18 protein-coding genes are annotated in these 20,763 nt (G+C 57.7%); 4 read left to right on the top strand and 14 right to left on the bottom strand.

Annotated elements, in window-relative coordinates:
- Positions 1–28 precede the first annotated feature (28 nt).
- Together NT179_05845 and NT179_05850 are read right to left on the bottom strand one after the other, a co-directional pair.
- Positions 29–1,036, bottom strand: a complete 1,008-nt coding sequence (locus NT179_05845) for a DMT family transporter (GenBank protein MCX5721536.1) — start codon at positions 1,034–1,036, stop codon at positions 29–31.
- A gap of 3 nt (positions 1,037–1,039) precedes the next feature.
- Positions 1,040–1,363: a PilZ domain-containing protein gene (locus NT179_05850; GenBank protein ID MCX5721537.1), complete on the bottom strand. Its 324-nt coding sequence runs from the start codon at positions 1,361–1,363 to the stop codon at positions 1,040–1,042.
- Between the two features lie 242 nt (positions 1,364–1,605).
- On the opposite strand from NT179_05850, the gene NT179_05855 reads away from it, so the two are divergent.
- Positions 1,606–2,571 (top strand): VIT1/CCC1 transporter family protein, encoded by a 966-nt coding sequence (locus NT179_05855; protein MCX5721538.1) that lies wholly within the window; start codon positions 1,606–1,608, stop codon positions 2,569–2,571.
- Positions 2,572–2,714: 143 nt separating this feature from the next.
- Here the strand turns inward: NT179_05855 and NT179_05860 are convergent, their stop codons facing one another.
- The 11 genes from NT179_05860 to NT179_05910 form a co-directional block, all read right to left on the bottom strand.
- A complete protein-coding gene (locus tag NT179_05860) occupies positions 2,715–4,349 on the bottom strand; it encodes a radical SAM protein (GenBank protein ID MCX5721539.1) in 1,635 nt (544 codons plus the stop codon).
- Positions 4,350–4,508: 159 nt separating this feature from the next.
- Positions 4,509–5,381 carry a succinate--CoA ligase subunit alpha gene (gene sucD, locus NT179_05865; GenBank protein MCX5721540.1) on the bottom strand — a complete coding sequence of 291 codons (873 nt, stop codon included), beginning with the start codon at positions 5,379–5,381 and terminating at the stop codon, positions 4,509–4,511.
- A 161-nt stretch (positions 5,382–5,542) separates the two neighbouring features.
- On the bottom strand, positions 5,543–6,721 hold the full coding sequence (gene sucC, locus NT179_05870) for an ADP-forming succinate--CoA ligase subunit beta (GenBank protein ID MCX5721541.1): 1,179 nt from the start codon (positions 6,719–6,721) through the stop codon (positions 5,543–5,545).
- 104 nt (positions 6,722–6,825) lie between these two features.
- The gene (locus tag NT179_05875) at positions 6,826–8,406 is read right to left on the bottom strand and encodes an FAD-binding protein (protein ID MCX5721542.1); all 1,581 of its coding nucleotides are present in this window, start codon (positions 8,404–8,406) and stop codon (positions 6,826–6,828) included.
- 42 nt (positions 8,407–8,448) lie between these two features.
- Positions 8,449–9,162 (bottom strand): 2Fe-2S iron-sulfur cluster-binding protein, encoded by a 714-nt coding sequence (locus tag NT179_05880; protein ID MCX5721543.1) that lies wholly within the window; start codon positions 9,160–9,162, stop codon positions 8,449–8,451.
- A gap of 90 nt (positions 9,163–9,252) precedes the next feature.
- Positions 9,253–11,484, bottom strand: a complete 2,232-nt coding sequence (locus NT179_05885) for an NADP-dependent isocitrate dehydrogenase (protein MCX5721544.1) — start codon at positions 11,482–11,484, stop codon at positions 9,253–9,255.
- Positions 11,485–11,508: 24 nt separating this feature from the next.
- Positions 11,509–13,755 (bottom strand): aconitate hydratase, encoded by a 2,247-nt coding sequence (locus tag NT179_05890; protein MCX5721545.1) that lies wholly within the window; start codon positions 13,753–13,755, stop codon positions 11,509–11,511.
- Between the two features lie 45 nt (positions 13,756–13,800).
- Positions 13,801–15,621: an ATP citrate lyase gene (locus tag NT179_05895; protein MCX5721546.1), complete on the bottom strand. Its 1,821-nt coding sequence runs from the start codon at positions 15,619–15,621 to the stop codon at positions 13,801–13,803.
- Positions 15,622–15,716: 95 nt separating this feature from the next.
- On the bottom strand, positions 15,717–16,916 hold the full coding sequence (locus tag NT179_05900; GenBank protein MCX5721547.1) for an ATP citrate lyase: 1,200 nt from the start codon (positions 16,914–16,916) through the stop codon (positions 15,717–15,719).
- 221 nt (positions 16,917–17,137) lie between these two features.
- A complete protein-coding gene (gene mutM, locus NT179_05905) occupies positions 17,138–17,974 on the bottom strand; it encodes a bifunctional DNA-formamidopyrimidine glycosylase/DNA-(apurinic or apyrimidinic site) lyase (GenBank protein MCX5721548.1) in 837 nt (278 codons plus the stop codon).
- Positions 17,975–17,996: 22 nt separating this feature from the next.
- Entirely contained in the window at positions 17,997–18,452 is a 456-nt protein-coding gene (locus NT179_05910) for a dual specificity protein phosphatase (GenBank protein MCX5721549.1), read from the bottom strand.
- 132 nt (positions 18,453–18,584) lie between these two features.
- On the opposite strand from NT179_05910, the gene NT179_05915 reads away from it, so the two are divergent.
- The gene (locus NT179_05915; protein MCX5721550.1) at positions 18,585–18,944 is read left to right on the top strand and encodes a hypothetical protein; all 360 of its coding nucleotides are present in this window, start codon (positions 18,585–18,587) and stop codon (positions 18,942–18,944) included.
- A 38-nt stretch (positions 18,945–18,982) separates the two neighbouring features.
- The gene (locus NT179_05920; protein ID MCX5721551.1) at positions 18,983–19,177 is read left to right on the top strand and encodes a hypothetical protein; all 195 of its coding nucleotides are present in this window, start codon (positions 18,983–18,985) and stop codon (positions 19,175–19,177) included.
- A 6-nt stretch (positions 19,178–19,183) separates the two neighbouring features.
- Here the strand turns inward: NT179_05920 and NT179_05925 are convergent, their stop codons facing one another.
- Entirely contained in the window at positions 19,184–20,395 is a 1,212-nt protein-coding gene (locus NT179_05925; protein ID MCX5721552.1) for a hypothetical protein, read from the bottom strand.
- A 32-nt stretch (positions 20,396–20,427) separates the two neighbouring features.
- Between NT179_05925 and NT179_05930 the strand changes: the two genes are divergently transcribed.
- Positions 20,428–20,676, top strand: coding sequence for a hypothetical protein (locus tag NT179_05930; GenBank protein MCX5721553.1), 249 nt, complete (start codon positions 20,428–20,430; stop codon positions 20,674–20,676).
- The last annotated feature ends 87 nt before the right edge of the window (positions 20,677–20,763 follow it).

Raw genomic sequence — 20,763 nt, forward strand, 5'->3', positions numbered from 1 at the left:
GCGGCAGGGCTCTCACGGCGCTGAGATTTTACGGCTTGGGTTGCTGAGGAGACGCTTGATGACAGGCTGCGCTAATCGCACAGGGCGTGGCACAGGGGTGACTGGTTGCCAATTGAGATTGACTGCTCCTGCGAACCATTTCAGCGCCGAGGAGAATGATGGCGCCACCCACCACCGTGCCGGGCTGGATCGTCTCACCCAAATATACGTGGGCAAAAAGAATGGCACATACAGGGGCCAGGTTCTGATACACCGCAACGGTCGCCGGGCAGATGGTTTGAAGCGCACGATAGCGCAGGAGGAAAACGGAGGCCGTGGCCACGCCAATGTAAAGCATCGCCGATACCAGCGTCAGCGAGAAATCGTCGGTGGGAGGCTGTCCCCAGACTGACGCCCCGAACAGAAGAAACAGAGCGCTGCTGCCGAACATCACGGTATTGGCGGTCATGGCTCCAAAGCGCTTGACGATATTGGCGCTCCAGGCCAGGTGCGCGGCCATCATGACCGTAAACAAGAGAATCAGCAGATCGCCTAATCCAAAATCTGCCTGAAAGTCGCCCAACTTATCCGACATGGCAAGCCCGCAACCCGTCAATGAGAGTGCGATGCCGGCCATCTTGAGGGGACAGCTCTGGCTCTTCCCCAGCAACACACTCAGCAGTGCGGTAAGCGGCGAAACCATACTATAAATCAAAATGTAATGCGTGGCGCTGGTAAGCTGAAGCCCCCAGGCCGCAATCACATATGAACCAACCCCCAGCCCCCCCAAGAGGGTCAGCCGAAACACATCCCCGGCTGTCAAGGCGCTCAGCCCTCTGATGTCCTGCGCGAGGGTAATCGCAAATAGAAAGAAGAATCCGGTCATCACCCTGACCAGAGCCATGCCAAGCGGATCCACCGTGCTGTGTTGAAAGACATACTTCGTCAGAATCGGCACCGTGCTGAGCAGCAGAACTGCGCTGAGGAGGCACACGACTGGCTCGACGTGAGACGCCGCGCCTGCCGGACTGTTCGACTCCTCGTGGGGCGTGGCCATAAATTAAAACCCGGTAAGGTTGAGGACGTTCAGCTGCTCGATAAACTGCGAAAGGCATTGCTGGTGCTCAGGAGAAATCCTCGTAATGCGGGCGCCAAGTTGAGGAGACGCCACGTAGGTGACCTCGACGGTGCACTGGATCGGAGCCTCCTTGGTCAGAGGAAACTCAAGCTCCAAGAGGTCTCCCATGACCACAGGCAAATCAGTGCGTAATTGAAATCCCTTTTCCGTGAGGTCGAGCACCTCGCAGGAAGCGGTCTCGGCCCCTTTGGCAATCTGCCCGGTCCTCTCGATAGCGACTCTGAAGAATTCACGTTTCTGACTCATAGCGCGACCAACCTTTCGTCCCTCCTGCACACAACACATTTTCCCTTCCCCTTAGCCTGGCGGCTAATGAGAAAGAGCCATTCCTTCAAAAGTATAGCAGACGGTGAATAGGCCCCTATCTGTCGCTCCGTAGGCTGTAACCTATCAAGGGGAATTTGACGGAAAGAAACCGAATAGTGTCTACTGTACCCATCCGGCCCGCGAAGAACTTTCAATAAATTCATGCCCTTGGAGTGACACCCATGGATAGTCCATATCGCTACGACCCAGCGCTGGCGCGGCTGCTCATCCTGGATGAGCTCTTCGACCTCTCCCTCTACAAAGTGCTACGGGACATTTCGGCGGATCCCGAGGCTAGGGATACATTGAGCCAGTTGGTGGTGATTGAAACCAGACACTTAGCTTTTTGGCAAAAATTCTTCGACATGAAGCTGGAGCGCCTCAACCTGGCGCGACGACTGAAGCTTTGGAGCTTCACATGGCTCTGCCGCCTGTTCGGTTCGACGGCGATCCATCTCGTCCTGGAAGCGATCGAGATCTATGGGGTTAAAAAATACCTTTCCCTCTGGAATGCGTATAAAGATCAGCCTCTGGGCGAAGCACTCAAGGGGATTCTACGGGACGAGTTCCAACATGAAGATGCCCTTGTTGCCAAACTCACTGCGCGCAAGATCAATCCTGAAAAGATCCGCAATATCTTCCTGGGACTCAATGACGGATTAGTGGAGATTCTTGGCGCGGTGAGCGGATTCTTCGGAGCCTTCGGCGACGCCGTGACCGTCTTGATTGCCGCCTCAACCACTGCAGTGGCCGGCGCGCTGTCGATGGGAGCCGGCGCATTTCTTGCGCTGAGCTCAGAAAAAGAAGTACGGACGATGGAAGCGGCGAAGAAACAATTTCTGGGGGAAGAAACCAGCTCGAACGACATGCAGGAACAGCCGTTACGCTCGGCCTTATTTGTCAGCGTAGCCTACGTCATCGGCGCGCTGGTGCCGGTGCTCCCCGTCCTCTTCGGCGCTAAGGACGCGCTGATTTCCGTCCTGACGGCCGGCACGATGGTCGTCCTCGTGTCCACGGTCCTCGCGTTTTTGTCAGGGATGGAGATGAAACGCCGGATTCTGCTGAATCTCGCAATCATCACCGTAGCGGTAACCGTCAGCTATGGAATTGGGTTGGCAGCGAAACAGATCTGGGGAATTGCGGTCTAACGAAAAACCATCTTGCAGAATGCTCAAAACGTTCGTCCAGCAAGGCCGCAGGCGGAGCAAGAACCGGAGGCGTACCCTCAGGGGTACGTTGAGGATTCTTGCGAGACGAGAACGAAGCTGGCGGACATTTTCAGCATCCTGCCCTAGCGGGTATGGACCATGGGTAGCTCTCGCAACCCTTCTGCTTCCTGTTGAATGCGGAGCCGTTCCAGCCGAGACTCTTCCAGCACGTGATGGAGCACCTCATCCGTCATTTGCGTCATCTGCGCCGCAACATCTTTCATCTCGCCATGCTCGACGGCCCGTGAAAGCACTTCCGCCTTCGTGGCGCCTTTTTTCTGGCCCATAAACGGCTTGAGGATCAGGTAGGCCACGTCCCGAGCCGGCATAAAACGCAGGAATCGCCGTAGCAACCGAGCCGTTTGCAGGGGATAGTGCAGGAGCTTGTAGAGGAAGAGCCGCTTGAGCCCTTGACGTCGGACCTCGTTGATCACTTCGCCTGGCAAGCAGGTCGGATCGATCTCTGAGCATTTGAAATACTTGTACCAATCGGTCGTTTCGCTGACCAACCCGCGCTTCACATATTCCTGCCAGAGCGGAGTGCCCCGATAGACGCAGAGCCGATTGAAGCCGAACGTATCGAGCGGCAGCTTGGAGGCCAAGTCGAACGTCGCGTTCATATCTTCGACCGTTTCATCGGGATTGCCCACCGTGAAAAACCCGTGCACGATCTCGATGCCGGCCTCCTTGGCATTCTTAACAGCTGTGGCCACCTCCTCCAGCGTCTGCTCTTTCTTGAGCCGATCGAGAATCTTCTGACTCCCGCTTTCGATCCCGAACATGACCGTCCGGCAATGGGCCTTGGCCATGGCGGGAAACAGATGCTGGGCGACCGAGTCCACGCGCCCCTCAATGCCCCACTGGATCGTGAGCTTCTCGTCCATCACGCCTTGGCAAATCGCCTCGATCCGTTTGGGTTGCAGCAAGAAATGATCGTCCACGAAGTAGACCGACCCGTAGCCGCAGGCTTCTAGATACTTGAGTTCACTGACCACATGCGCCGCAGTCCTCGCGCGCCACTTACCTTCGTTGAAGATCGGAATGTCGCAGAAGATGCAGGGCCAGGGGCAGCCGCGAGATGTTTGCATCGTCGTGAACCGCTCCATCGAGAGCACCGCCGGTACGTCGAGCGGCATGGACTCCACGAAATCGAGCTCGAGGCCTTCGCGATCGGGAAAGGGCCATTGATCGAGATGGCGCTCCATCGGGCGACCAGGGTTCTGAATGACCTGGCCGTCCTTGGCCCAGGTCAAGCCAGCCACAGCGACAGGATTTTCGAGCTGTCCGAGAAGATCGAGGAGCAACTGCTCGCCATCGCCACGACAGACGAAATCCACTTCAGGACATTGCAGTTTGACGAGCGCAGCATTCAAGCTCGCAAAGACGCCGCCGAAAGCCAATTTGACCTTTGAATTGACGACCCGAATCTGACGGGCCAAGATCTTGGCGTAGGGGTAGCTGGTAGTGCTAAGGAAGCTGAGGCCGACCAGATCCGGTTGTTGCCGGGCGATCTCCGCGAGGATCACGTCGTTCGGCGTGTCCGGATTCGCCTGATCGAACATCACGCATTCGTGGCCGGCCTGTTTGAGCACCGACGAGAGGGACATGATCCCGATGGGCGGAAAGCCCATCACCCTAATACGGCCGTTTTTTGCGCGAGTTTTAGCTGGAAGGGCGTAGAACTGGGGGTCACGAACGTGGATGAGAAACACACGCATGCGTTCAGCCTAACATGATTCATACGGAAGGGTGAAGATAAATAACGTGGCTCAGGCCGACAAGATCCAGCAGTAGGAGCAGCAATGAAAAGTGGGGATGGGTGATCGACCACCACATCCCCACGTCCTGATTGCCTGAAGCGCGAACGAGATTCTTACTTACCGCCCGAGCGCAACCTTGACCGCATGGCCGATCTCAGCCGGGTTCTTCACCACCCGGACGCCGGCTGCTTCGAGAATTTTCATCTTCTCAGCCGCCGTCCCCTTGCCGCCGGAAACGATCGCGCCCGCATGGCCCATGCGGCGGCCAGGAGGAGCCGTGATTCCGGCGATGAAACTGACGACTGGTTTCTTCACATGCTTTTTGATGAACTCAGCAGCTTTCTCTTCCGCATCGCCACCGATCTCGCCGATCATCACGATCGCCTGAGTCTCGGGATCCTGCTCGAACAGGGCCAGCACATCGACGAAGCCCGTACCATTGACCGGATCGCCGCCGATGCCGACGCAGGTCGTTTCGCCAAGGCCTAATGTCGAGAGTTGATGCACGGCTTCGTAGGTGAGGGTCCCGCTGCGCGACACGACGCCCACGACCCCCTTCTTATGGATGAAACCCGGCATAATGCCGATCTTCGCTTCATCGACGGTGATCACGCCGGGGCAGTTCGGTCCGATCAAACGGACGTCGCGGCCATAGAGCGCGCGCTTAACCTTGACCATGTCATTCACCGGGATGCCTTCGGTAATGCAGATGATCAGCTTCACACCGGCATCGGCCGCTTCCAGAATCGCGTCGGCGCAAAATGGCGGGGGCACGAAGATTAACGACGTATCGCACTGAGTTTTCTTCACGGCATCGCGCACCGTGTTGAATACCGGAATGCCCTCGACTTCCTGGCCCGCCTTGCCCGGGGTCACGCCCGCGACCATCTGCGTCCCATAGGCCTTGCACTGCGTCGCATGGAACGAGCCTTCCTTGCCCGTGATCCCCTGCACCACCACCCGCGTATGCTTATTAACGAGAATGCTCACAATTCCCTCTTCTTTCCTTCTTCCCCAGCTACAACGGGGAAACCTTTCCGTCACTCATGGGAGGTACGGGGTTAAGTCCCCACTGCGCGCGTCCAACGAGGGCCTTCTCAGGCCGCGCGTTGCGCGAGCACAGGGACTTGGCCCCGTACCTCCCTCATCTTCTATGCCGCTTTCCCCGTCAACTTCACAATTTTTTGCGCCGCTTCCCACAAGTCGTCCGCCACTTCCAGCTTGAGACCGGACTCTCCCAACAGCTTGCGGCCTTCTTCTGCATTCGTGCCCTGCAACCGGACCACCAACGGCACATTGATCTTCACTTCCTTGGCCGCTTCAATCACACCATGCGCAATCCGCTCGCAACGGACGATCCCGCCGAAGATGTTGATGAAGATGCCCTTGACGTTCGGATCCTTGAGGAGAATCCGGAATCCTGCAGCCACAGTCTCCTTGGTGGCGCCGCCGCCGACGTCCAGAAAGTTCGCCGGCTCGCTGCCAGCCAGCTTGATCACATCCATCGTCGCCATAGCGAGGCCCGCGCCATTCACCATGCAGCCGATGTTGCCGTCCAGCTTCACATAGTTCAGATTGTTTTCGCCCGCTTCGATTTCGAGCGGTTCTTCCTCGTGGAGATCGCGCATCTGCTGCACGTCAGCATGCCGGAATAGGGCGCTATCATCGAAGGAAACCTTGCCGTCCAGCGCGATGAGCTTCTTGTCGCTGGTGATGACCAGCGGATTGATCTCCACCATGGCCGCATTCTTCTCCATAAACATGCGGTAGAGATTCCCCATCATCTGAATGAAGGGATTCACGACAGCCGCTTCTATGGCAGGCAGCCCAAGCGCAAAGGCGATGTTTCGCCCGTTGTAGCCCTGGAACCCGACAGCCGGATCGATCGCTTCCCGGATGATCTTCTCCGGCGTGTGAGCTGCGACTTCTTCGATCTCCATCCCGCCTTCCGTGCTCGCGATAAACACGGGCCAGCCGCTGTCCCGATCGACGACGATGCTCACATACAGTTCCTTGGCAATCGCAGCGCCTTCTTCGATCAGCAACCGCCGCACTTCCCGCCCCTTCGGGCCGGTTTGATGCGTGACCAACGTCTTGCCGATCAGTTCCTTGACCAGGCCAGGAACGGCCGCCTTATCCTTCGTGATTTTGACGCCACCGGCCTTGCCGCGGCCGCCCGCATGGATCTGCGCCTTGACGACGAAAACAGGAGTATTGAGCTCTGCCGCCCAAGCAGAACCGGCCTCGGGAGAAAGGATCTCTTTCCCGCGCGGCACCGGAATCCCGAACTGCCCGAACAACTGCTTCGCCTGAAACTCATGAACGTTCATGTCACCCTCACAAGAGCTGATAGCTGATGGCTAATAGCTTATGGCTCAGACTGACGGCGTTGCGGCTTCTTGCCATACGCCATCAGCTATAGGCCATAGGCTCTTTATTCTTTACGCGTATACGGCGGCAGGATCATGGGGGACACGACTCCGCTCGCGCTGCCATGCTTCTTGGCTTCGGCGCGGAACCCCTTCAGATGCCCAACCGTCAACTTTCCTTGCGGCATAGATGCGGCGCGAGCCGCAGCCGCCAACCCGGACCGTTTTCCAAACACCATCAGGTCGAGCAGGGAGTTCCCCATCAACCGGTTGCGGCCGTGCAATCCGCCCGATGCTTCTCCCGCCACGAACAGATTCTTCACGTTGGTTTCAGAATTCGTATCGATCTTCACCCCGCCGTTCTGATAATGCAGCGTCGGGAAAATCAGCACGGGATCCTTGCTGATATCGATGTTGAACCGCTCGAACTGCAACATCATCGCCGGGAAATGTTTCTCCATCGTCCCGGGGCCCTGCACGGCATCGAGCAACGGCGTATCGAGCCAGACGCCGACGCGGCCGGACATGGTGCGGATACCGCGCCCCTCTTCACATTCCCGAATAATCGACGCGGACACGACATCGCGGGTATCCAGCTCGTTGACGAACCGCTCCCCCTTCGCATTGACCAAATGGCCGCCTTCGGAACGAATCCCCTCTGTGACCAAAGCCCCGATGAGCTGTTCGGGATAAACGGCACCGGACGGGTGATACTGGAACGTATCGATGTGCACGAGCTTTGCGCCCAGCCGATAGGATAAGCAGAGGCCGTCGCCGGTCGCGCCATAGTGATTGCTGGTTGGAAATCCCTGGATGTGGAGCCGTCCGATTCCGCCTGTCGCCAAGATGACGGACTTGGCCGCCACGACGACGTCACGGTGATTGTCGAGGTCTTTGAAGATCGCCCCGGTACAGTTGCCATTTTCATCGCTCGTCAACTCGACCGCGGCGCAGAACTCGAGCAGCTGGATGTTCTGATTCAGCACCTCGTCCTTGAGCACCCGCATGATTTCAAGGCCTGTGTAGTCCGAACAGGTCAGGAGGCGCGGCTTCGAGCTGCCGCCGCCTTTTTTCACATGGAGGTTGCCGTCCCCGTCGCGATCGAACAGGACGCCCAGGCTCAAGAGCCATTTCGCAATCGAAGGACCTTCCTCCACCATCACCTTGAGCAGCTGATGGTCGTTCTGCATGTGGCCGCCCTTGAGCGTGTCCACGAAGTGGGTAACGGGCGAGTCTTCCGGCGCGACCGAAATCTGCATGCCGCCCTGAGCCATCACACTGTTGGAGTCGCCGAGACGAAGCTTGGTCGCCAGCATGACCTTGGCGCCTGCTGCATGGGCATGGAGCGCCGCTGCACAACCCGCTCCTCCGCCACCCACCACCAACACATCGGTCGTATAGTCCGGCGTCAGATCGAACCCATCGGTCACGGAGCTGTCTCCTTCCAACAAGGTCGCCAGCTCGATCGCCGTCTTGTCCCCGGCATTGGGACCAAAACGGAGCGGACGAAAGGCGCTCTCCCGAAAATCAGGATGATACTTATGGATCAGTTGATCTCGTTCAGCGGGGGAAAACTTGGGAAGGGTCTGCTTGCGTCGAGCATCCCGCGTCTGGTGCACAATCTGTTGAAGCGCATGGATGTCCACGTCTGAAACCTCTGGGTAAAAGGGGAAGCAGTCTTGTTGCGGCTATTTGACCGTCGCGCAGTGATCGGCCAGTTCTTTCTCGTTCATCTTGAGGAGCTTGGTCCATTCGTCGTTGAAACGGCCGTCCTGGATTTCTTTGATGCGGATATCCAGCCCCACCGGCTTCTCGGTGAAATGAGCCCCCTGCGCCCGGCTCACATAGAGGGCCACGAGGTTGGGAGCGATGTCCGCGATACAAACCGGCGTACACATCCCGCACATCACGCAATCCATGAACATCTCGGAGACGCTTTTGAAATCTCCAAACACGGCTTTCCAGACCCCCTCCCGCACATCGATCTTCTGCGGGCAGGCCTCGGTGCAGGCGTTGCAATTCCGGCAGAGCGGCGCTTCGGGATAGAGGTTGAAGAGATCTTGCTTGGGGTCTTTGAGCGTCCGAATATCGTAGGTAGCCTTCCGGGCCGGAAACGGAGGCATCATCGTGATCGACATGCCGTCCTGCACCGCCATTTGGCAGGCTAGACAGGTCCGCACTTTCGGATCGTCCTTAGTCCGATAGTAGGCAGCGCAAGCGCCACAGAACCCGCCGAGACAGCCGGCCCCACGGACGACTTCCTGGCCAGAATACCAGAGGGCCTTGATGATTGTGATCCCCTCCGGCACTTCGTACTTCTTGCCGGCGATCTCGACCGTGACCATCTTGTGCCGGAGGACTTCCGGCTGATCAATGATATTCTCTTTGTCTTCTTGCGCCATGGTCTCCAAAATCTGCTATCAGCCATCAGCTTTGAGCTATCGAACTTTTCCCGTTAGCTCATCGCTGATAGCTGACCGCTGAAAGCTTTCCTAAGCAATCGCATCCACGATGGCATTCAACGTCGCGCTGGGGCGCATCGCTTTTGCAGCCTTCGCGTCATCGGGGTGATAATATCCCCCGACATCGACCGGCTTGCCTTGCGCCGCGAGCAACTCGGCATTGATCTTGGCCTCGTTGTCCGCCATCTCCTTGGCAATTTTCACAAAACGCGCTTGCAGATTCTTGTCTTGCGTCTGTTGGGCCAAGGCCTGTGCCCAGTACAACGCGAGATAAAAATGACTGCCGCGGTTGTCGATCTCGCCCACCTTGCGGGCGGGAGACTTGTTGCTCTCCAGGAACTTCGCGTTGGCCTGGTCCAGCGTGTCTGCCAACATCTTGGCGGCCGGATTGTTGGCCACTTTTGCCAAATGCTCCAGCGACGCAGCCAGCGCGAGAAATTCACCGAGCGAATCCCACCGCAAATAACCTTCCTCTTGGAACTGCTGCACATGCTTCGGCGCGGAGCCGCCGGCTCCGGTCTCGAAGAGCCCGCCGCCATTCAGCAGGGGAACGATCGACAACATCTTGGCGCTGGTCCCGATTTCGAGAATCGGGAAGAGGTCCGTGAGATAGTCGCGCAACACGTTCCCCGTGACGGAGATCGTGTCTTTGCCTTCCTTGATCCGCTCCAGCGACAGACGCGTGGCATCGGCCGGATTCATGATCCGGATGTCGAGGCCCGTCGTATCGTGATCTTTCAAATACTGGTTCACCTTCGCGATCAATTGCGCATCGTGCGCGCGCGCCTTGTCCAGCCAGAAAATCGCCGGAGCGCCGGTCGCCCGCGCGCGAGTCACCGCCAGCTTGACCCAATCACGAATCGGGGCATCCTTGACCTGGCACATGCGCCAGATATCGCCCTCTTCCACCTTATGTTCAAGCAAGGCCTTGCCGGCCGCATCCACCACACGGATCGTGCCGTTGCCTGGAACCTTGAAGGTCTTGTCGTGCGAACCATATTCTTCCGCCGCCTGCGCCATCAAACCGACATTGGGCACGCTGCCCATCGTCTTCGGATCGAGCGCGCCATGCTTCTTACAAAAGTCGATAACCTCCTGATAGACCGTGGCATAACTGGCATCGGGGATCACGCACTTGGCGTCCGCCGCCTTGCCGTCAGGCCCCCACATCTTGCCGCTGTCGCGAATGACCGGCGGCATGGAGGCATCGATGATGATGTCGCTGGGCACATGCAGATTGGTGATGCCCTTGTCGGAATTCACCATCGCCATCGGAGGCCGCTTCTGATAGACCGCTTGAATGTCGGCTTCGATTGCCTTGCGCTGATCTTCCGGCAAGGCTTTGATCTTGGCATAGAGGTCGCCGAGACCGTTGTCCGGGTCCACGCCCAGCTTCTTGAGCGTCTCGCCATACTTTTCAAACACGTCTTTATAGAACACCGTCACCGCATGACCAAAGATCTTGGGGTCCGAGACCTTCATCATGGTGGCTTTCAGGTGGATCGAAAACAGGACCCCCTGCTTCTTGGCATCCTCGATCTGCTCCTCGATGAACCGGCGCAAGGCGTTCTTGCTCATGAACGTCGCATCGATGACTTCCCCGGCCTGCAGCGCCACTTTCGGCTTGAGCACCGTGGTCGCGCCGTCCTGGCCGACAAACTCAATCTTCGCATCGGTCGCCGCCGTCGTCGTCATCGACTTTTCGTTCGAGTAGAAATCTCCGCCCTTCATATGGGAAACATGGGTCTTGGAATCCGGGCTCCAGGCCCCCATCTTATGCGGATGCTTTCTCGTGTGGGCCTTCACGGAGAGGGGTGCGCGGCGATCCGAGTTACCTTCGCGCAATACCGGATTGACGGCGCTACCCTTCACTCTATCGTAGCGGGTCTTCACGTCCTTCTCTTTGTCGTCCTTCGGATTCTCCGGGTAATCCGGAAGCTTATAACCCTGGCTCTGCAGTTCCTTGATGGCCGCTTGCAACTGAGGCAGCGAGGCGCTGACGTTCGGCAGCTTGATGATATTGGCTTCCGGCTGCTTGGCCAGCGCGCCCAACTCTGCCAGGTCGTCCGCCTGCTTCTGCGCAGGCGTCAAGTAATCGGGGAACAAGGCGATAATACGCCCGGCCAGCGAAATGTCCCGCAACTCCACCGATACACCGGCCGCCTTGCTGAAGGCATTGATGATCGGGAGAAACGAATAGGTCGCCAACATGGGCGCTTCATCGGTCTTGGTGTAAATAATCCTGGATGCCTTGGTCGTCATGGGTTTTCCTCTTCTAGCTCGTTGTCAGTTCAGCGCATTCAATGCTGAACCAGCCTTGAACCACGCAATCTGCTGTTCGGTGATGCTGTGGTTCGCCTGGATGGTGAGCGAAGTGCCATCCGTCTTATGTATCGTCACCTGCACCGGTTTGCCGGGAGTCAGATTGTTCAACCCCGTCACGCTGATGCGGTCCTGTTGCTCAATCTTCTCGTAATCCTTCGGGTCAGCGAAGGTCAACGCCAAGATCCCCTGTTTCTTCAAATTCGTCTCGTGGATGCGGGCGAAGCTCTTGGTCAGCACGACTTTCACATTGAGGAAGCGCGGCGACATGGCGGCATGTTCGCGGCTGCTGCCCTCTCCGTAATTCTCGTCCCCGACAACGATGGAGCCGATCCCCTTGGCCTTGTAGGCCCGGGCGATCTGCGCGATGGTCAGATTCGACTCGCCAGTGAGGACATTGGTCCCCTTGCCTGGCTCGGGCGAAAACGCATTGTTGGCGCCCAGGAACATGTTGTCGCTGATCTTGTCGAGATGACCGCGGAACTTCAGCCAGGGTCCGGCTGGAGAAATATGGTCCGTCGTGGTTTTGCCCTTGGTCTTGATCAAGAGCGGCAACTTCTCGAAGTCCTTGCCGTCCCACCGGGGAAAGGGCTGCAAAAGCTGCAGCCGCTCGCTGGTCGGAGGAATATCGACCGTGAGTCCATCGCCGTTTTCTGCCGGAGCCACAAACCCTTCATCGCCTTTGGCAAATCCCTTCGCCGGCAGCTCTTCACCCTGCGGGGGCTGCAATTTGAATTCTTTTCCGTCGGCACCCTTGAGGGTGCCGTTAACCGGATCGAATCCCAAATCGCCGGACAGCGCATAGGCCGTCACCACTTCCGGACTGGCGAGGAACGACAGGGTTTCGTTGATGCCGTCGTTGCGGCCTGGGAAATTCCGATTGAAGGAACTGACGATCGAATCCGCCTTGCCCTTCACTCCGTCAGCGCGCTTCCACTGACCGATGCAGGGGCCGCAAGAATTCGAAAGGACCGTGCCGCCCAACTGCTCGAAAGTCTCCAGAAATCCGTCGCGCTTCATCGTGTGATAGATGCGCTCGGAACCTGGCGAGACGAGAAACGAGGCCTTGGCCTTGAGGCCCGCCTTCAACCCCTGCTGGGCAATGTGCGCCGACCGGCTGATGTCTTCGTACGAGGAATTCGTGCAGCTGCCGATGAGGGCCGCCTTCACCTCGAGCGGATAACCCTTTTCCTTCGCTTCGGCTGCCATCTTGGAGATGGGTCGCGCGAGATCCGGCGTATGAGGGCCGACCACATGGGGCTCCAGCTTCGAGAGGTCCACTTCGACAATCTGATCGTAGTACTTCTCCGGCGATTGATAGACTTCTGGATCCGCCACGAGCGACTCTTTGTGAGAGATGGCCAGGTTGGCCAGATCCGCACGGTCCATGATGTTCAAATAGGCGACCATCTTCTGGTCAAAGGGGAACACCGACGTCGTGGCGCCCAACTCAGCACCCATATTACAAATGGTGCCTTTGCCGGTTGCGCTGATGGTTTCGGCGCCGGGGCCGAAGTACTCGACGATCTTGTTCGTTCCGCCTTTGACCGTGAGTAAACCGCAGAGATAGAGAATCACGTCTTTCGGCGAGGCCCAGCCGCTCAACTTGCCGGTCAATCGGATGCCGATCAGCTTCGGATGGAGCACTTCCCAGGGCAAGCCGGCCATGACTTCGCCGGCATCCGCGCCACCGACGCCAATGGCCAAGCCACCCAACCCGCCGCCGTTCGGCGTGTGCGAATCCGTGCCGATGATCAAGCTGCCGGGAAAAGCATAATTCTCCAACACGACTTGATGGATGATGCCAGCGCCAGGCTTCCAAAAACCGATCCCGTATTTCTTCGCAGCCGAAGCGAGAAAATTATAGACTTCCTTGTTCTCGTCCATGGCGCGGAGCAGGTCCTTCTCGGAGCCCATTTCGGCGCGAATCAAGTGGTCGCAATGGATGGTGCTCGGCACGGCCGCCTGCTTCTTGTTGGCCTGCATGAACTGCAAAATGGCCATCTGGGCCGTCGCATCCTGCATCGCCACGCGATCCGGACGCAGAGACAGCATCGCCTTGCCGCGCTCCCAGGTCTGCGTATCGAAATTATCAGCGTGCGAAACCAGCACTTTCTCCGCCAACGTCAACCCGCGGCCGAACTGCTTTCTGGCCTTGGCAAACACGGCAGGCATCTTCGCATACAAATTTTTGGCTAGATCCATCGACATAGTGACCTCAATTTAAAATTGACAATTTAAAATTAGAAATTGTCATTACTTGAGCGGCGGCACTTCGCGCCGTTTGGGCGCCGCATAGTTGACGAGGTAATCGAACAGCCGGATCAGGCGGCTGTCCTGACGCTTCTGATCCACCCAATGGCCGATCAATCCGATCGTGCGCGAGAGGATGAAGAAGCCGTTCAAGCTGTCGACCGGGAATCCGATATCGACGAGCACCGCCGCCATCGTGCCGTCCACGTTGAGAATCAAATTGTCCTTCTTCACCGAGGTAACCTTTTCCACTTCGAGCGCGAAATCCAGGCAGGGGGTCTTCGTATTCAAGCTCTTGACGTACCCGACCAGCTCCTTCACCCGCTTGTCCGGATTACGCAAGCTCTTGACGCGATGGCCGATCCCAGGGACCGGGCCATGGTTCTTCTTCATATAGACGAGGAATTCATCCACCGTCATCTTGTTGTCGACGGCATACTTAAAGAACCGGCCTGCATCGGTCACAGCGCCGCCAAAGCGGGGGCCGATCATGATCAAGCCTGCTGCCACCGACTGGGACATCCCGATCCCGGCGCAGGCCGCGATGATCGTCCCCAAGGCGCCGCTGACGCAGGGCCCATGGTCGGCCGAGAGCATCATGATGCGCTTGATGATTTCGGCTTCCTGTTTGGAAATGAGCCGCTTGTCCCACAAGAGTCCCACGACATGGGGGATCTCGTAGCCCTTGTTGATGAGCTCGGAAGCCGGATAGCCGTCGTAGCAGGGTTCATCGCCCCGGTCGTCGCTGATGGTCGTGCGGATCAGCGGGGCCACCATCACTTCATCAGCCTTCATGGCCTCTTCAACCGTCTTCGGCAACTTCGGCAAGGAGGCCGGCTCAACCGGCGCCTTGACCAGACCGGACTTCAACATCTCTTGATAGGCTTCTTTGATCGCAGGCCCCAAGGCGCCGAACGTCGCAGGCACAATCGCGCCGGCATTCTTCAACGCATCGGACTTGGCACGGGCCGATCCTTCGCCCTTCAACCCTTCCTTCGCGCCGGCGTGACCGAACTTCATGCCCTTCGGCAAACTTTCCTGGCAGAAACCGGAGACGACGGCCATCAACTTCACCCGCCGCTTCTTGGCCCCGTACCATTCGGCTGCCCGCTCTTCGAGATCGCCGCCCATTTCGCCGACGATGACGACCGCCTTCGTCTGCGGATCGTTTTCGAACATTTCCAAGTAGCTGACATAGTCGGTGCCCGGATAGGCATCGCCGCCGATCCCGATGGCCGTCGTGATGCCGTCGGCAAACTGCGAACAGATCCAGATGATTTCATTGGAGAGGCCGCCAGACTTGGTGATAACGCCGAACGAACCTTCGCGGTAGAGCTTCGAGAGCACCAGATTGTCGAATGCGCCGCCAATGACACCGAGCCGACAGGAGCCGGCTGAGACGATCCCGATCGACGAAGGACCGTTGAAGACCTTCCCGAGCTTGGTCGCATGGCGCCCCAGGATCTTGGCGTCTTTTTCCGGCACACCCTCGGTGATCATGGAGACTACTTTGATGTGGGAATCGTCCAAGGCTTCCATCCCGCCCTTCATGGCCCGATCCGCGCCGATGTAGACGAGGCTGGTATTGATCTGGGGATGGTTCTTGGTGGCTTCCCCGACGGTCTTATAGATGGGAACGGCCACTAAGCCGCTGCCATAGGGGATCTCATGGCTCTTGCCTGCGTCAGGCGGATAGACGAAGGCCAGAACGTTCAGCGAGCGTTTGATCAGGTAGCAGAACTCGGCCATCCGGCGCGCGGCGTTGACGCCGGCGACGCCGCCCTGAATGACCACATAGGTATCTTTATTCGCCAGGATACTCATCGGGATCTCCCTCTTCTTTCAGTGCTGAGTGCTAAGTGCTGCGTGCTGAGTTGAAGAGCAGTTCTTACTACTCAGCACTCAGGCCTCAGCACTCGTTACTGTTTTTGTAGCGCTTTGTCGACGATATCGGTCAACGGCGTGTTGCGGTCGAAGACGTTGATGTCAAATCCTTCGTCTTTGAGCGCGCGCATCGCATCGAGCCCTTCCTTCTCACGCGGGCCACCGCGACGCACCCAGATCTTGACGCCCTTGAGCTTCCCCTCGGACTTCGCCTTGCGGAATCCATTGATGATGCCGCCAAACGTCTTCTTCACGTCGGTAAAGTTGGCAATCGCCCCGCCGACGATGATGTTCTTAATCCCGGGCAACGAGCAGACCTTGTCGGTCAAGACTTCGACTGCCCAGTCCGGCGGATCACCGGAGTACTCGGCATAGTTCGCAAGCTTGCCGCCACGGGCAACGACTGCATCGGAATAATAGACACTGGCGCCACCGCCGGCCGGAAGCATGGCCGTATCGCCGCCAGGGATCTCGATAAACTTGACCGAGCCCTTGATCTTGGAATCGACCGCCATGACTTCCATCTCATGCTTGGAATAGGCGCGGCCGAATTCTGCGGCAAAGGCAAAGTTCCAATCGGGATGCCGGAACTTGGCGTCGCCATCGAGCAGCGTGACCGCATCCAAGGCAATCAACTCGCCATCCTGCTCGCGCAGGACGACGGGGTTCACTTCCAGATACTGCGCATCTTCGCTGTCGAAGCAGGTAAACATCTTGCCGGCAAAATCGGCCATCTTCTTGACCAATGGGCCGGTAAAGCCCGCCTCCTTGGCCACCTTCTCAAGCGCCTCCGCCGAGGGCTGCTGCCCGACTTCCAGGGCCAGACGTTTCACACGCTCCCAATTCGATTCGACTTCGATGCCGCCGCAATTGGCGACCAGAATGTCCGTCCCTTCGCGGGTGGACTTCACCGCACAATAATATTCTTCCTTGTGCGGAATCATTTCAGACACAATCACTTGCGTGACGGTGATGCTGCCCACCTGGCGGCCGAGCATCTCCTTCGCCGCCGCTTCCGCCCCCTTAAAATCCAGATCGACCTTCACCAGGCCGAGCTTGAACCGGGAGCCGAGCGCTTCATGCGCCTTCACGACCAGCTTGGATTTCTTCAGCCATTCATTGGCTTGGCCGAGTTTCGTCAGTTCGTCAACCGAGGTGACGACGACATAGTTGGGGACCGTGATACCCCACTTTTTCATCAGCCCCATCCCGGGACCTTCGAGCACCTTCGCCATGACGTCACTCCTTCAGACAGAATGGTGAGGAACAAATTGTAAAGGAGGAGGATTCTAACGAAATCAGCTGGATGACTCAATACGCCAGAGGAACTAAGCCCATTGGTTCAAAAGGCCTATCGGCGAGGACAACGAACGACACATATGCCTAAATGGTTGAAACCATAGAGCAATATACAACGTGCTGCCTGGCGCACCTCGCAGGGCCAAAATACGAATTATCATGAAAGACGATTAGCCTGGCAAACCGGACAAAAAAATGAGCTGCGTTCGCTTTGGAGACGGCGAATTACCCTCCCGCAACGGTTCGGACAGGGCTGCCCTTCCTTGCCATAGACGAGATGACAGCTCTTGTATTGGCCTTCTGTGCCATCCGGCGCGAAGAAGTCCTTGACGCTTGAGCCACCACAGGCAATCGCCTCGCGCAGCACTGCCTGCATCGTGTCGTAAAGCCGGATCATCGCCGTCTCACGCAGCCTCGCCACCTCGCGGTTCGGATGGAGTCTGGCGCGGAAGAGAATTTCGTTCGCGTAGATATTCCCGATCCCCGCGATGACTTGCTGATGCATCAAGAGTGGCTTCAGCCGTCCCCGCCTGGCTTGCAGGAGACGAACGAACTCTTCGCGCGACACGGTAAGGGGATCGACTCCGAAACGGCGCGCGCGATAGGCCTCGAGCCCCGTCTGATCGAGCAAGGACATCCGTCCGAACCGCCGGGGATTCCAATAGCGCAGTTCCGATTCCCGTCCCCCTGTAAACGACAAGCGGACATGCACATGCTGCGGATGTCTCGTCTGCGTGGCATGAAAGAGCAGAAGCCCCGTCATGCCAAGCTCCGCGACGATATACCTGAGCTCGCCCTCTTTTCTGAACCCCAGCGCCACGCTCTTGCCGTATCGCTCCACATCTTCCAGCCTTGCGCCCCGATACCAGGAAAGCGTGGACAGCCCTTCCCGGACAATATCCGCCCGCCCCACCACACAGTCATTCAACTGCGCGCCGAGAAGACGGGCTCGTATCTGCCTGGCAACGGCTTCTGCTTCTGGCAATTCCGGCATTGAAAGAGATCCTTGTACGGGATTACGAGCTAGAGGCTGGATGTGACACGGAGCCCTGCTTGTCCTTCGCGCGAGCCTCGCGAAGGAGGCGCACCTGCTTGATCGCATCTTCAAGCTTGGGAAGGGGCGTGGCACCGGGGCGTCGCGCCATCACTAACTTCAAGACCTCAGCATAGGTCATGCCCTGCACACAGCAGAGATAGGCCATCACGACCGATACAGACCGGCCCATCCCGGCACGGCAGCAGACGATCACCCGATTGCCTGGATGATGTTGCTCAACCCAGCTCACCGCCTGATCCAATAACAGCGGCTCAGCTTCGGCATACTCAGAAAAGGGAACCCTGCCAGATAACAACCGTCTGGGCGGCTGTGCCGTAAACTCAGCCGCAACCTGCAGCACCACATTGATCTGTGGTGGCGGCTGGCTTATGTCGTTGATATTTCCAACCAGGAGGGTCTCGGTAATAAAATGCATCGTAGCCTCAGTATCGGCAGCACCTCTGCCAGTTCAAGAAGGAGTCCGAATCTTATCCCGTTGCGATCACTTCCGCATGAACGCTATACTGAACACATACCGTTGCAGAACCTTGCACAAGGAGCCGACTCAATGCCCAGCCTGACCGTTGAAGAAGTCGAAACCAGACTGAAAACCGTCCCCTGCGCCATTTGCAAGGAGTCGAACTTTGGAGTCGACCGGCGGTTCATGCAATCGGACGGTGAATGGCGCGGCGTCTGCAGGAAGTGCCATTACAGCTTCCCCATCTATACGGACATGGAGTTCTACCAGCGCACCCAGCCGGATATTCCCTACCGGCTCAAAGAAATGTCCTGCCCGACCTGCAACCAACGGGGCGTGAGCCTCAATTTCCGCATCACCATGTCCGTCCGGGAATCCATCTACTTCCTGACCTGTACGACTTGCCAGCAAACATTCCCGGAGCGCTCATCCCTGGAAGCTTTTGAGTAACTCCCCTTTTTACCCTCATCCTCGTGTATACTTTACTTATGACTGACACACCAAAAACTCCAGCCAAGACCCCAGAATCTCCCGCAGCCGAGAGCGCGCCGAAAACGAGAAAAGAAATCCCGCTCGTGTCGGTGCCCAACGACCGCGACATGATCGCCGCGGAGATGGCCGAGATGTTCGACGAAGACCGGGTCTCGCATCGGCACGGGAACTCAGAACCAGAAGCGGATTAGCCCCATTCAGGCTGGCCTGATCAGCTCCACTGTTCCCTCTGCCGGTATCCGTCCCAGCGTCGATCCTTCTTTCCGCGTTACCCCGTCGAGCCGAATAATCGCTCCGCGATGACAGACTTTCAATGCCGCATTGGTCGCGGAGGCTGCCCGATCAAGTCGCCCGATCTCCGATCGGCCCAGCTCGTTGCAGAGCCAGGCTCTGGTATCGCCCTTCAATTCCCGTAGTTCGCTCACAACCCGAAAAGTCTGAGGACTCCGCGGCACAATAGTACGGCCGTCTGTGCGTAACAACAGATAGGAAAACTTCAGCGCATCTTTAATAAACCCCACCTTCTGATCGATGGCGGCAATCGCAGGAGGCGGCTGCCAGGGTCGCTCCTCATGACACCAATCATCAGGATGGTCTAACGCAGGACAGGCCCCCTCATGCAGGCACGGACTGTAGACCGTGCAGAGGCCCTGTTTGAGCAGGTGATTGCGTACTTGGTGCAAGGCTCTGGCCGTCTGCCGCAACGCCGGTTCGATGATCATGATCGTGCCCTGTGGTGCGAGAAACGGCAGAAGCTGCCCAACAACCGCAGCCCGTTCTGCCGGGGGATCGGACGCGGCCGCAAACAATTCATTGAGGCAGTTTGCCATGATAATGAGGTCGTAGGGGCCCCCCTTCGCAATCTGCTTACCGAGATCGCCCTTGAGCGGATGTTCCAGATTGCCCCCGAGACACCGAAGACCTGCGCTGGCGATCCCAACCTCCTGGCAATAGGCCTCCCATAATTTCTTCGTCTCCTGCAATGGAGCCGGGGAGGAGTCGGACGCCAACACAGACAGAGACTTCGCCCGCTCCGGATTGCGATGCCACAACCAATCCAGCAGGGCCAAGCTTCCAGTCCCTGGGCCACAACCGAGGTCCAGCACCGCCATGGGGCGGTCCGACGCTCCCGCGGCATTGTCGCTCGGCAATTCATCCAATAGAACCTGGACCTTAGAGAGGTTTACGGGAAGAAAGTAAGCCCGATAGGCGGCGGCGTGAGCCGGATCATCCAGATAGCCTGGCGCCAAGGTGGCTCGCGCGGTCGTAAACAAACGTGACAGGTTCAGGACCGCCTGGGCCAAAGCCTCACCCTGAAGGTCCCGCTCAAGTGGTACCTTCGATAAGATCTTCACCACTAGCGGTGACAAACTCGAGGGCTTCTGCTCATTGAAGGGTTGCATGGGCATAGTGTAAGCTGATGATGATTAGGAGGACAACCATGACAGACGCAATTTTATTGGCCTACAAAGAAGTCGAGAACTCCATGGAGCGGTTTACCCTACTCCTCCAGAGCCACGTAGAGACGATGGGTACGGCTACAGCCCACAGTCCGGAGCAAGTCTTCCGTTTGTCGCAAGGCTCCAAGGCCATGAGAGACAGCGCGATGATCTATCTCTCCTACGCCAAATACGTGGCCTACGGGATGCCGGAAACCGAAGACCTGGTGCAGGACGAGCTGCAAGGCTAACCCGTCGTTCGCCGCTCGTGAAGCATATCTCGTTTTCGGAAACAAAAGAGCCCGTCAGGTTTTCAGGCCTGACGGGCTCTTTATTTC

The organism is Nitrospirota bacterium (assembly GCA_026387665.1).
GTDB lineage: Bacteria > Nitrospirota > Nitrospiria > Nitrospirales > Nitrospiraceae > Palsa-1315.